Annotated in this window: 12 protein-coding genes; all 12 read left to right on the plus strand. The window is 62.2% G+C overall.

Annotation, left to right across the window (positions count from 1 at the left end):
• Nucleotides 1–92 precede the first annotated feature (92 nt).
• The 12 genes from B2X67_RS19200 to B2X67_RS19255 all read left to right on the plus strand — a co-directional run bounded on the left by B2X67_RS19200 (nt 93) and on the right by B2X67_RS19255 (nt 13,168).
• Entirely contained in the window at nt 93–755 is a 663-nt protein-coding gene (locus B2X67_RS19200) for a hypothetical protein (protein ID WP_286786495.1), read from the plus strand.
• The gene (locus B2X67_RS19205) at nt 752–2,149 is read left to right on the plus strand and encodes an undecaprenyl-phosphate glucose phosphotransferase (protein WP_090224651.1); all 1,398 of its coding nucleotides are present in this window, start codon (nt 752–754) and stop codon (nt 2,147–2,149) included. Before B2X67_RS19200 ends, B2X67_RS19205 begins: the two co-directional genes overlap by 4 nt.
• A 94-nt stretch (nt 2,150–2,243) precedes the next feature.
• On the plus strand, nt 2,244–3,593 hold the full coding sequence (locus tag B2X67_RS19210; protein WP_286786496.1) for a UDP-glucose dehydrogenase family protein: 1,350 nt from the start codon (nt 2,244–2,246) through the stop codon (nt 3,591–3,593).
• Nucleotides 3,583–4,959, plus strand: a complete 1,377-nt coding sequence (locus tag B2X67_RS19215; protein WP_286786497.1) for a lipopolysaccharide biosynthesis protein — start codon at nt 3,583–3,585, stop codon at nt 4,957–4,959. Before B2X67_RS19210 ends, B2X67_RS19215 begins: the two co-directional genes overlap by 11 nt.
• A gap of 34 nt (nt 4,960–4,993) precedes the next feature.
• A complete protein-coding gene (locus tag B2X67_RS19220) occupies nt 4,994–6,154 on the plus strand; it encodes a hypothetical protein (protein WP_286786498.1) in 1,161 nt (386 codons plus the stop codon).
• Nucleotides 6,155–6,215: 61 nt separating this feature from the next.
• Nucleotides 6,216–7,340 (plus strand): GDP-mannose 4,6-dehydratase, encoded by a 1,125-nt coding sequence (gmd, locus tag B2X67_RS19225; RefSeq protein WP_090224646.1) that lies wholly within the window; start codon nt 6,216–6,218, stop codon nt 7,338–7,340.
• A 2-nt stretch (nt 7,341–7,342) separates the two neighbouring features.
• Nucleotides 7,343–8,311, plus strand: coding sequence for a GDP-L-fucose synthase (fcl, locus tag B2X67_RS19230; RefSeq protein WP_286786499.1), 969 nt, complete (start codon nt 7,343–7,345; stop codon nt 8,309–8,311).
• Nucleotides 8,312–8,315: 4 nt separating this feature from the next.
• Nucleotides 8,316–8,786 (plus strand): GDP-mannose mannosyl hydrolase, encoded by a 471-nt coding sequence (locus B2X67_RS19235; protein ID WP_282343746.1) that lies wholly within the window; start codon nt 8,316–8,318, stop codon nt 8,784–8,786.
• An 87-nt stretch (nt 8,787–8,873) separates the two neighbouring features.
• The gene (locus B2X67_RS19240) at nt 8,874–10,154 is read left to right on the plus strand and encodes a hypothetical protein (protein ID WP_282343743.1); all 1,281 of its coding nucleotides are present in this window, start codon (nt 8,874–8,876) and stop codon (nt 10,152–10,154) included.
• Nucleotides 10,126–10,890, plus strand: a complete 765-nt coding sequence (locus B2X67_RS19245; RefSeq protein WP_090224641.1) for a glycosyltransferase family 2 protein — start codon at nt 10,126–10,128, stop codon at nt 10,888–10,890. Before B2X67_RS19240 ends, B2X67_RS19245 begins: the two co-directional genes overlap by 29 nt.
• Before the next feature lie 89 nt (nt 10,891–10,979).
• Nucleotides 10,980–11,732: a WecB/TagA/CpsF family glycosyltransferase gene (locus tag B2X67_RS19250; protein WP_286786500.1), complete on the plus strand. Its 753-nt coding sequence runs from the start codon at nt 10,980–10,982 to the stop codon at nt 11,730–11,732.
• Nucleotides 11,729–13,168: a mannose-1-phosphate guanylyltransferase/mannose-6-phosphate isomerase gene (locus B2X67_RS19255; RefSeq protein WP_286786501.1), complete on the plus strand. Its 1,440-nt coding sequence runs from the start codon at nt 11,729–11,731 to the stop codon at nt 13,166–13,168. The genes B2X67_RS19250 and B2X67_RS19255 overlap by 4 nt, the downstream gene beginning before the upstream one ends.
• The last annotated feature ends 73 nt before the right edge of the window (nt 13,169–13,241 follow it).

Consider the following 13,241-nt stretch of genomic DNA (forward strand, 5'->3'; position numbering starts at 1 on the left):
CTGTTCTGGCGCATGGTCGCGCCGCAAAGCGTAGGTCGCGCCGCTCCGAGCCGACCCAACATACACCGCTGTACCGTGCCATCTGCATCGGCATGCTGCCGCTCGCCGCGCTGGTGATCGGTCTGTCCTGGACGATGATGCGGGCCGGCATCGACAGCTATCGCGCCGAACGCTTCCTGCAGAGTTGGGAAGCCAAGGGCATGCCCGACGCCGAAACCCTGGCGGCGGGACGCCAGGCAGCAGAGCACGCCATCGAGCGCTTTCCGGCGCCCAACGGCGAGTACCTCGACCGGCTCGGCCGGGTGCTCAGCTGGGAAAACGCCGACGCGCCCTACGGTGCGGCCGAGGCCCAGGCTTCGCGCCAGGCGGCACTGGAGACCTACCGCGCGTCGCTGGCGGTTCGTCCGGGCTGGCCGTGGACCTGGCTGCGCCTGACCAGCACCAAGCTCAGCCAGCAGGCATTCGATGACGAGTTCGCCGATGCACTGTCGCGCTCCAGTGCCCTGGGCGCCAATCGCATCGAGATGGACCGCGACCTGGCCCGCATCGGCTTCGAAGGCTGGCCATCGCTGACCACCGAACAGCGCGTGCTGACGCTCAAGGCCGCCGCGCGCACCGTCGGCTACAGCTACCCCGAAGCACAGAATTTATATGGCCTTGCGCAACGCGCAGGGCTGAACGTCCCGCTCTGCTGGAGCTTGAGCGAGGACATCCGAGCAAAGCGGCAAATATGTAAAAAAGAGGGATCATCATGATCGCTGAACGTACCAACCCAGCCGTGAACCGGCGTGGTCTTACCTTCTGGGGTCAATGGCTATGCGGCATTACCCTGGCCAACCTGGTGCTCTATGTCATGGTCGACCAGCGTTACGACCAGATTCCGACGGAGTACCGCGTGCTGATGATCCTCACGGTCCTCGGCTCGGTGCCGGCGTACACGCTGTGGCGCGTCTACCACAAGCGTGACAGCTACCGTTCCGGCCTCGGCCGTCTCGCGGCGGGCTGGTTCACCCTGCTCAGCGGGCTGATGTTCATCGCCTTCGTCAGTGGCAGCACCGAGATGTTCTCCCGCGAGCTGGTGCTGCTGTGGGGCGTGCTCGGTCTGGCCGTGCAGTCGCTGAGCTTCATTCCGTTGCGCTACCTGGCCTCGCTGCACTCGCGCAAACTGCGCAACGAACGCACCTCGGTGATCATCGGCACCTGCCCGCTGGCGCTGACCCTGGCCGAGCGCCTGAGCGTCTCTAACCGCGTTCCGCTGATCGGCCTGATCGCGCCGGAAGCCGAAGCCGAGCCGCATCAGGAAGGTCAGTTCCCGGTGCTTTCCGGTCTCTCCGAGCTGCGCAACATCATCGATCGAAATGGCGTGCGTCGGGTCTACATTGCCCTGAACCTGGACAAGATCGCGCAGATCGAAAGCCTCTACATCGACCTGCTCGACATGAGCGTGGATGTGGTCTGGGTGCCTGACTTCGGCAGCATGATGCTGCTCAACCAGTCGATCTCGCAGATCGAGCAGCTGCCGGCGATCTACCTCAACGAAAGCCCGCTCAGTTCGCACCCGGCGGCCGTGTTCAGCAAGGAGCTGCTCGATCGCAGCCTGGCGCTGATGGCCATCGTGCTGCTCAGCCCGGTGCTGATCGCCGCGGCGATCGCGGTGAAACTGTCCTCCCCCGGCCCGGTGTTCTTCCTGCAGCCGCGGCACGGCTGGAACGGCGAAGTGATCAAGGTGTGGAAATTTCGCTCCATGTTCGTCCACCAGGACGACAAGGTGGTGCGCCAGGCCTCGCGTGACGATCCTCGCGTCACCCGTGTCGGCGCCTTCCTGCGGCGCACCTCCATCGACGAACTGCCGCAGCTGTTCAACGTGCTGCGCGGCGAGATGGCGCTGGTCGGTCCGCGGCCCCACGCGGTCACCCATAACCAGTACTACAGCGACAAGATCATGGCCTACATGGCGCGCCACCGAATCAAGCCGGGCATCACCGGTCTGGCGCAGGTTACCGGCCATCGCGGCGAAACCGAGACCGTCGAGAAAATGCAGCAGCGGGTCGAGAAAGACCTCGCTTACATCAATCACTGGTCGCTCTGGCTGGACATCAAGATCCTGATCAAGACGCCCTTCACGCTGTTCTCGCGGAACATCTACTGAGCCGCGGCGGTCCCAAAGGCCGCCTCGTCGCTTCGCGGCGCCGCTCAGCCGGCGCCTGCCACGACTACATCTTGTCTAAATCAGGGACCTCTCCATGAACATCACCGTCATCGGAACCGGCTATGTAGGCCTCGTCACCGGCGCCTGCATCGCCGAAATGGGTAACACCGTCGTCTGTGTCGACGTCGATCCGAAGAAGATCGAGAACCTCAAGAAAGGCATCCTGCCGATCTACGAGCCGGGCCTGGAGAACGTCGTCACCAGCAACTTCGAATCCGGTCGACTGCTGTTCACCACCTCGCTGGTCGAGGCGATGAAAAGTTCCGACGTGTTCTTCATCGCCGTCGGCACCCCACCTGGCGAGGATGGTTCCGCTGACCTGCGTTACGTACTGGAAGTGGCCAAGCAGATCGGTGCCAACCTGGCGCGCCCGGCCATCGTGGTGAACAAGTCCACCGTGCCGGTCGGCACCGGCGACAAGGTTCGCGCGGCGGTCGCCGAGCAGCTGCAGCAGCGCAGCGTGGAGATCGATTTCGAAGTGGTGTCCAACCCCGAGTTCCTCAAGGAAGGTGCGGCGGTGGACGACTTCATGCACCCCGACCGGATCATCATTGGCAGCAGCAGCGAGCACGCCAAGCGCGTCATGGGCGAGCTCTACGCGCCCTTCGTGCGTAACCACCCGCGGATCATGTACATGGGCATCCGCGATGCGGAAATGACCAAGTACGCCGCGAACGCCATGCTGGCGACGAAGATCTCCTTCATGAACGAAGTCGCCAGCCTCTGCGAGCGCCTGGACGTGGACGTGGAGAACGTGCGCCTGGGCATCGGCTCGGACCAGCGCATCGGCTATCACTTCATCTACGCCGGCTGCGGCTACGGCGGCTCGTGCTTCCCGAAGGACGTCAAGGCGCTGATCAGCATCGCCCACCAGAACGACTTCGAGCCCAAGCTGCTGCAGGCAGTGGAAGCGCGCAACGACCTGCAGAAGCAGTCGCTGTTCAACAAGATCGTCACCCACTATTCCGGCGACCTGGCCGGGCGCACCTTCGCGGTCTGGGGCCTGTCGTTCAAGCCGGGCACCGACGACATGCGCGAAGCGCCCAGCGTGGTGCTGATCAACAGCCTGATCGCCGCCGGCGCCAGGGTGAAGGCGTTCGACCCGATCGCCCATGAGACCGCCCGCGCGGAGTTCCCGGCGGAGCATTTCAGCAACGGCGATCTGGAAATCGTCGACGGCCAATACGAAGCGGCCATCGATGCCGACGCGCTGGTGCTGGTTACCGAGTGGAAGCCGTTCCGCCACCCGGATTTCCGTGCCCTGAAGAAGCTGCTGAAGAGCCCGCTGATCCTCGACGGACGCAACCAGTACGATCCGGTCCAGCTGCAACGCGAAGGCTTCGACTACTACGGCATGGGGCGCAAGGCCATCAATGCCGCTTGAGAACGAGCTGCTGATGACCGGCGTCGACCCCACCGGGGGCGCTGGAAAGCCGCGCGGCAAACTGCGCGGCTTCCTGCGCCAGAGCATGCGCAGCAAGCTGTTGCGCAACATCATCACGGTGGTTTCGGGAACCGCCGGCGCGCAGGCCATGACCATGGCCTTCATGCCGGTGATCACCCGCCTGTACGGCCCGGAAGCCTATGGCATCCTCGGCGCGTTCATGAGCCTCACGCTGATGATCATCCCGATCGCTGCGCTGACCTACCCGGTCGCCATCGTGTTGCCCAAGCGCGACGCCGATGCCCGCGGGCTGGTCAAGCTCTCGCTGATGATCGCCGTGGTGCTGGCGTCGCTGATGGCGCTGGTGCTCGGGTTGTTCGGTACGCCGATCGTGCACCTGATGGGGCTCGAGGAAATCTCGCCGTACCTGATGCTGCTGCCGGTGGTGATGTTCTTCGGCGCGGCGCTGGAAGTCGTTCAGCAGTGGCTGATTCGCCAGCAGCGCTTCAGCCTCACCGCCAGCATCGCCATCGCGCATTCCCTGCTGCACAACAGCATCCGGACGCTGGGCGGTTTCCTGATGGCGATACCGGCGGTGCTGGTGATCACCACGGCGCTGGGGCCGGCGCTGCAGGCGGTGATGCTGGCCATCGGCATTCGCCGCACCCGCGACAGGGCCGACGCGGTGGTCGATCTCGAACCGCCGATGAGCAGCGGCGAGCTGGCGCGTCGCTACAGCGATTTCCCGCTGTTCCGTTTCCCGCAGATGCTGATCAACACGGTTTCGCAGAACCTGCCCACGCTGGTGCTGGCGTCGGTCTTCGGGCCGGCGGCGGCGGGCTTCTTCACCGTCTGCAAGCAGGCGCTGAGCATGCCCACCAACCTGATCGGCAAGTCGGTCGCCGACGTGTACTACCCGCGGATCAGCCAGGCGATCCAGCGTCACGAGCCGATCACCTCGATGCTGGCCAAGGCCACCGCCGGGCTGGCGCTGGTGGGGCTGCTGCCCTTCGGTTTCGTGTTCCTCGCCGGGCCCTGGCTGTTCGCCCTGGTCTTCGGTGAGCAATGGCATACCGCGGGCGAGTTCGCGCGCTGGCTGGCCCTGTCCGAATACGTGGTGCTGATCACCCGGCCCTGCACGGTGGCGATTCCCGCATTGCAGCTGCAGGGACGCTTCCTGATCTTCGAAATGCTCAGCACCGCCCTGCGCCTCGGCGCGCTCTTCTTCGGCGCCTGGGTGATGAAAGACGCGTTGATCACCGTGATGGCCTTCGCCGGCGCCAGCGTATTGATCTACGTGGCGCTCATCGTTTCCGTCCTGATCGCCGCGAACAACCATCGGCCGTCCTCGACGGCGGCCCACTGAGCAGTATTCCTTACGAAAGAGACAGGCTCCGCCAATGACCCAGAGTGCACCCACCATCGTTGCTGTCGGCTATAACCGGCCGAAAAGCCTGGCCCGGCTGCTGACCTCCCTGAGCAAGGCGCACTACCCGTCCGAGGGCGTCCGCCTTGTCATCAGCCTGGACAATTCGGGTAATCCGGAACCGCTGAAAGTCGCCGAGGCCTTCGACTGGCCGTTCGGCGAGAAACGCATCATGGCGCGCGAGACCCGCATGGGGCTGCGCCAGCACATCCTCAGTTGCGGCGACCTGACCGAGGAGTACGGCGAGATCATCGTGCTGGAGGACGACCTGTTCGTGTCTCCGCACTTCTACGAGTACGCTCGCAAGGCGCTGGATTTCTATGCCGACGCGCCGCAGGTGGCCGGTATCAGCCTGTACGGCAACCAGCAGAACCAGACCGCCGCGCTGCCGTTCACGCCGATCGACGACGGCGGCTCGGACGTCTACTTCATGCAACTGGCGGCGTCCTGGGGGCAGGCATGGTCGCGCAAGCACTGGCAGGGTTTCCGTACCTGGCTGAACGCGCACGGCACCGACATCTCCGATGTCGCCGGCATCCCGGCCGACATCCGCGCCTGGCCCGAGTCGTCGTGGCTCAAGCTGTACAACGCCTACATCATTTCCCGCGACCTGTACTTCGTCTACCCGTACCGCTCGCTGAGCACCAACTTCGGCGATCCGGGCGAGCACTTCTACGTCGCCTCGTCGCGCTTCCAGGTGCCGATCCAGCTCAAGGCCACCGATTACCGCTTCGCCCGCCAGGAGGACAGCCTGGCGGTGTACGACGCCTACTGCGAGCTGTCGCCGTCCAGAATCAAGCGGCTGAACGGCAAGCTCGCCGCCTACGATTTCAGCGTCAACCTGTACGGCTGCAAGACCGTCACCAACGGCCTGCAGCTGACCCGGTCGAAGCAGGCAGGCCTGCATAATTTCAGTCTGTCGATGAAGCCGATGGAACTGAGCATCCTTTATGACCTCGAAGGCGAGGGCATCGCCCTCATCGAAACGGCAAGGCTGACGGCTGGCACCCGCTCCGACCCCAAAGCGGAGTACGACACCTACCGCTTCTTCTACAAGTTCCCATCGATCCGCGTGATCCTGTTCGGCGTTATCGAACGGTTGACGATGCTGATCAAGAAAGCGCGGACCGGTTGATCCGTCCGCGTGGCGAGTTACCCCTTTTACCTATCGACTTGGATGCATGAGGCTTCGAAAAATGGAAAAAAAACGCGCGTTGGTAACCGGTATCACCGGACAGGATGGTTCCTACCTGGCCGAGTTCCTTCTGGAGAAGGGCTATGAAGTACACGGCATCAAGCGCCGCGCTTCGCTGTTCAATACGCAGCGGGTCGATCACATCTATCAGGACCCGCACGTCGAGAACAAAAACTTCGTCCTCCACTACGGCGACCTCAACGACTCGTCCAACCTCACCCGCATCATCCAGGAAGTGCAGCCTGACGAGGTCTACAACCTCGGCGCGCAATCCCACGTGGCGGTGAGCTTCGAAGCCCCCGAATACACCGCCGACGTCGATGGCATGGGCACCCTGCGCATCCTCGAGGCGATCCGCCTGCTCGGCCTGGAAAAGAAAACCCGTTTCTACCAGGCCTCGACCTCCGAGCTGTACGGCCTGGTGCAGGAAATCCCGCAGAAGGAAACCACGCCCTTCTACCCGCGCTCGCCCTATGCGGTGGCCAAGCTGTACGCCTACTGGATCACGGTGAACTACCGCGAGGCCTATGGCATGTATGCCTGCAACGGCATCCTCTTCAACCACGAGTCGCCACGCCGTGGCGAGACCTTCGTGACCCGCAAGATCACCCGCGGCCTGGCGAACATCGCCCAGGGCCTGGAGTCCTGCCTGTTCATGGGCAACATGGATTCGCTGCGCGACTGGGGCCACGCCAAGGACTACGTGCGCATGCAGTGGATGATGCTGCAGCAGGAAACCCCGGATGACTTCGTCATCGCCACCGGCGTGCAGTACTCGGTACGCGAGTTCATCCGCTGGTCCGCCGCCGAGCTGGGCATCACCCTGCGCTTCGAAGGCGAGGGCGTGGACGAGCAGGCCATCGTCGAGCGCATCGAGGGCGATCTGGCGCCGGCGCTGAAGGTCGGCGACACCATCGTGCGCGTCGACCCGCGCTATTTCCGTCCCGCCGAAGTGGAAACCCTGCTCGGCGATCCGACCAAGGCCAAGCAGAAGCTCGGCTGGACCCCGGAAATCACCGTTCAGGAAATGTGCGCCGAGATGGTCCGCGAAGACCTCAAGGTCGCCCAGCGCCACGCCCTGCTGAAGCGGCACGGCCATGACGTTCCGGTCTCCGTGGAGAACTGAGCATGCAGCAGCCTCAACGCATCTTCGTCGCCGGCCATCGTGGCATGGTCGGCTCGGCGATCGTCCGGCTCCTGCGTCAGCAGGGTGACGTGGAAATCGTCACCCGCGGTCGTGACGAGCTGGACCTGGTCGACCAGGCCGCCGTGCAGGCGTTCTTCGCCGCGGAGAACATCGATCAGGTGTACCTGGCTTCGGCCAAGGTCGGCGGTATCCACGCCAACAACACCTACCCGGCCGAGTTCATCTACCAGAACCTGATGATCGAGGCGAACATCATCCACGCCGCCCACTCCAACGGCGTGCAGAAGCTGCTGTTCCTCGGTTCCTCGTGCATCTATCCCAAGCATGCCGAGCAGCCGATGAAGGAAGAGGCGCTGCTGACCGGCATTCTGGAGGCGACCAACGAGCCCTATGCGATCGCCAAGATCGCCGGGATCAAGCTCTGCGAGAGCTACAACCGCCAGTACGGCCGTGACTACCGCAGCGTGATGCCGACCAACCTGTACGGCCCGCACGACAACTACCACCCGGAAAACAGCCACGTGATCCCGGCGCTGCTGCGCCGTTTCCACGAAGCCACCCTGCGCGGCGACGAGGAAGTGGTGATCTGGGGCAGCGGTACGCCGATGCGCGAGTTCCTCCACGTCGACGACATGGCTGCGGCCAGCGTCCACGTGATGAATCTTGACGAGGCCACCTACCAGGCCAACACCCAGCCGATGCTCTCGCACATCAACGTCGGCACCGGCCAGGACTGCACCATCCGCGAGCTGGCGGAAACCCTGGCCAAGGTCACCGAGTTCCGAGGTCGCCTGGCGTTCGATGCGACCAAGCCGGACGGCACGCCGCGCAAGCTGATGGACGTTTCGCGTCTCGAAGCCCTGGGCTGGAAGTCGAAGATCGGCCTGGAAGAAGGGTTGCAGGATGCCTACCGCTGGTTCGTCGAGCACCTGGACGACGTCAGGGGTTGAGCGGATGTTTCTCGATGCCGAGGACTTCCGACGGGTAGTCGGAGCGACACCGCTCATCTCCCTGGACCTCGTCGTTCGCAGCGGCGAGGGAACCATTCTCCTGGGTGAACGTCTCAACCGACCGGCGCAAGGTTTCTGGTTCGTCCCGGGGGGACGCATCCAGAAGAACGAAACGCTCGACGCCGCCTTCCGTCGCCTCACCCTGGGCGAGCTGGGCATCCCGTTCGAGCGTTCCCAGGCGCGGTTGCTGGATATCTACGAACACTTCTACGAAGACAGCGTGTTTGGTACGGATTCATCCTCGCCGAATACGCATTACGTAGTGGCCGGCTATTTGCTGGATTTGCCGGCCGGCCTGGCGCTCGATCCGCCGCGCGAGCAGCACGGGCACTACCGCTGGTGGTCGCCGAGCGAAATGCGCGACAGCGAGCAGGTACACGAAAACACGCGGGCCTATTTGCGCGCACTGGTTTGATGCGTTCGCCGGTGAAGACGATGGCGGTGGCGGATCCACCCCTTACTTCAAGCGATCAACTGGAACACTCAAAGGGAAGTTCGTACATTGAGGAAGCTTCTTTCTTACCAGAACCTGTTGTTCGTGCTTGTGCTGGCGAACTCGGCCTGCTTCTTCCTCACGGACGACAAGAAGGCTGGCATACCCTACCTGCGTGAACTGTTTCTGCTGGCGATATTGGCGGCATCGGCACTTCTGCTGGTCACCTGGAAGCGCCTCTATCAATCCAAGGCCTGCCTATGGGTGGTCTTTATCGGCATCTGCCTGCCAGTGATGTCGTCGATCCTGGCCAAGCTCAACTTCGGCCAGCCGATCGTCTACGGCCTGCTGGAGGAACGCCGCAGTTTCTACTTCCTGATCTTCTTCCCGACGTTGTTCCTGCTGTACAAGGCTAAGCCCACGGAGCCGCAGCTCGAGCGGTTCTTTCTCGTCTCGGGTCTGTTCTGCGTGGCCGTAGGCTTCCTCTATTACTTCAAGATCATCCCGCAAAACAGCGGGTTCGCCTTCGAGGTGGACGCCAAGGAGCTGGGTAGCGAAGACAGCATGCTGCGTCCCAATCGCTACCGGATCGGCTCCGGCTATGTGAGCATCTGCGCGTTCATGATCATGTACAGCCTGCGCCGCCAGATCACCCTGGCGCGGGTGATGCTGCTGTTGCTCTTCACCGCCTACCTGTGGCTGGTCCTGCAGACCCGCTCGACGATGGTGGTCTGGGCGCTGGCCGGGCTGTGGATTTTCCGCGACCGTATCGGTTCGCTGCTGAAGCTGGGCGCCGTCGCCTCGATCATCCTGGTGGTGTCCTACTTCATGATTCCGGACTTCTACGCCACCCAGTTCGAGCGCTTCGACGCCTTGCTCAACGAGGCGACCACCGGCCCCGGCGTGCGGAACATCACCACCGGGATCATTCTTCAGGAAGTGGCGAAGAACTGGTACATCGGAATGGGCGCGCTGTCCCTGCAGTGGAATGGCGGCTTCTCGACCCTTTACAACCCCTGGTTCTACCTGTCGGACGTGGGCATCGTCGGCGTGTATTACCGCTTCGGGTTCCTAACTCCGGTCATCGCCCTGATCTTCTATGGCGGTTTCCTGAGCATCATGAGGGACTGCAAAAACAAGGGCGATCTATTGAGCGCCATGAAACTGCCTTTCGTATTTGGTTTGATCAATATGTTTCTGTCCAACTCAATTATGTATGGGGGAGATCTCCTAGGCATTTCAGCAGCCTGTTTCTTGTATTTCTCTAGAGTAAGAGCTAAGGCACCGGCACCGTCTACCACGCAGAACGAGCGGATCAGTTATGACAAGTTTCAGCATCGTTACCATTAACTGGAATAACCTCGCTGGCCTGACCAAGACCTATGAAAGTGTCGCGGCGCAGACCTACAGGAACTTCCGCTGGATCGTAATCGATGGCGCTTCCAACGATGGCAGCGTCGAATGGCTGAAGGAACTCAAGGACGATCACGCCGAAATCACTTCTGAGCGCGACAAGGGCATCTACGACGCGATGAACAAGGGCCTGGTGAAAGCCAGCGAAACCCCGGGTTACACCCTGTTCCTCAATAGCGGCGATACCTTCTATGACGAGTCGGTACTCGAAAAGGTGGCCAAGGCCGTCTCCGAGGCCGAACATCCGCCGAAGTACGTGTATGGCGATTATTACCTGCAGAACGCCGCGGGCGTGCTGCGCGCCGCCTCGGCGAAGAAGATCGACCGGTTGATGATGGGCATGCCGTCTAGTCACCAGGCGATGTACTTCGAGAACGAACACCTGCGTACGGTCCGCTTCCGCGAGAACTACAAGCTGTCTGCGGACTACTGCATGATCGTGGAATTCCTTCACGGACTGGACCTGTCCAAGGTCGTGCTGCAACTGAAGACGCCCCTGTGCGTTTTCGACACTACCGGCATCTCCCAGCAGCGCCGTTTCGATGCGCTCAAGGAAGATATGCAGATACGGCGTAATTACATGAAGTTGTCTTCCGCCAAAGCCTCTGTTCTTTACCTTCTGCACTACGTACATACCCACACCAAGTTGGTGAGGGCGGCACTCGGCCGATAAGAGGACTGCCGTTCGCACGGGTTGTGGTTGAAACCGTGTCGATAGCCTTCGGGCGTGCGTAGAAAGATCAGTTTTTGCAAGGAGGTAATATGAAAGTATTCGACATTGAATTTTATCGTGGTAACAAGGCCAGCCTGGTCAAGGAACTCACCGACGCGAGCCAGAACGACTACAGCTATATCGTCACTCCCAACGTGAACCATATCGTTCAGCTGGAGCACAACAAGGAACTGCGCCGCGCCTACAGCCATGCCAGCCTGCGCATCTGCGACAGCAAGATACTGCTGCCGGTGCTCAACCGTCTTAAGGCCAATGTCGCCGAGGCTATTCCCGGCAGCACGCTGACCGAGTCGCTGGTGGAAGTGGCCAACCGTGAAGGCTGGACCATCACGGTGATCGGCTGCGAGGACGACGTGGTCGCCACGCTGCGGCAGATGTATCCGAACATCGTCTTCAACCACCACAACCCGCCCATGGGCTTCATCGACAATCCGGTAGAAGTCGAACGCTGCGTGTCGTTCGTCGTCCAGCATCCGGCACGGCTGATCTTCTTCTCGGTCGGCTGCCCGCGTCAGGAAGCCCTCGCGCTCAAGGTCTACGAGAGCGAGCAGGCGGTGGGGGTCGGCCTGTGCGTCGGTGCTTCGCTGAATTTCCTGTCCGGGAAGATCCAGCGTGCCCCGGAATGGATGCAGCACCTCTCGCTGGAGTGGCTGCACCGCATCTGCATGGAGCCCAAACGGCTTGTAAAACGCTACGTGGTGGACGCTTACAAGGTGTTTCCGATCATCGTCAGGCAGTTCAAGAACAGACAATCGATTTTTATGGGGAGGGCTCAGCAATGATTCCAGTGATCATGTCCGGTGGTAGCGGTTCGCGCCTGTGGCCGCTTTCGCGTCAACTCAATCCGAAGCAGTTCCTCAACCTCGGTGAGGGCTCGCTGTCGATGCTGCAAGCGACCATCAAGCGCCTGGAAGGCCTGGACATGCAACTGCCACGGCTGATCTGCAACGAGGAACACCGTTTCCTCGCGGCCGAACAGCTGCGCCAGCTGGGCATGGACAACGCAGGCATCGTGCTCGAACCGGTCGGTCGCAATACCGCGCCGGCCGTTGCGCTGGTCGCCCTGCAGGCGCTCAGCGAAGCCCAGGATCCGCTGTTGCTGATCCTCGCGGCGGATCACCTGATCCAGGACACCCTAGCCTTCCATGACGGCATCCGCAAGGCGGTGCCGCTTGCCGAAGCCGGCAAGCTGGTGACGTTCGGCATCCTGCCGACGCACCCGGAAACCGGTTACGGCTATCTGGAACGTGGCGAAGCCGAAGGCGAGGGCGCCTACGTGGTCAGCCGCTTCGTCGAGAAGCCCGATCTGGAAACCGCCGGGCGCTATCTCGCCAGCGGCAATCATTTCTGGAACAGCGGCATGTTCCTGTTCCGTGCCAGCCGCTACATCGCCGAGTTGCAGGAATTCCGTCCGGACATCCTCGAAGCCTGCCGTGAAGCCATGGCCAGCAGCGAGCAGGACATGCTCTTCACACGCGTCGGTCGCGAGGCGTTCACCGCCTGCCCGGAAGACTCCATCGACTACGCCGTCATGGAAAAAACCCGTGACGCCGTGATGGTTCCGCTCGACGCCGGCTGGAGCGACATCGGTTCCTGGTCCGCGCTGTGGGATGTGAGCAGCAAGAATGGCGAAGGCAACGTGTTCCGCGGCGACGTGCTCAACCACGGCAGCAGCAACACCTACGTGCATGCGGACAACCGCCTGGTGGCTACCGTCGGCGTCGAGGATCTGGTGATCGTCGAAACCAAGGATGCGGTGCTGGTGGCGCACAAGGACGAGGCGCAGCACGTCAAGCGCATCGTCGAACAGCTGCAGCGCGAGAAGCGCAGCGAGTTCCAGAACCATCGCGAAGTCTACCGTCCGTGGGGCGTGTACGACTCCATCGACCAGGGCCCGCGCTACCAGGTCAAGCACATCACCGTGAAGCCGGGCGCGAAGCTGTCGGTGCAGATGCACCACCACCGCGCGGAACACTGGATCGTCGTCAGCGGCACCGCCAAGGTGACCAATGGCGAGGAGACCTACATGGTCACCGAGAACCAGTCGACCTATATTCCGATCGGCCAGGTGCACGCGCTGGAAAACCCAGGAGTGATTCCTCTGGAGCTCATCGAGGTGCAATCGGGTGCGTATCTGGGAGAGGACGACATCGTGCGTTTCTCCGACAAGTACGGCCGGGTGGCGCCGGTGGTGGTGGAAACCCTGGTGGCGGGCTGAGCCGCTTGGGCTCCGGTGTTGCGGGGATGTGTCTTGCGAGAAATCACCTGCCCGAGCGCGTCCGCTGCGCTCG

It is taken from the genome of Pseudomonas sp. UBA3153, assembly GCF_002364635.1.
GTDB lineage: Bacteria > Pseudomonadota > Gammaproteobacteria > Pseudomonadales > Pseudomonadaceae > Pseudomonas_O > Pseudomonas_O kuykendallii.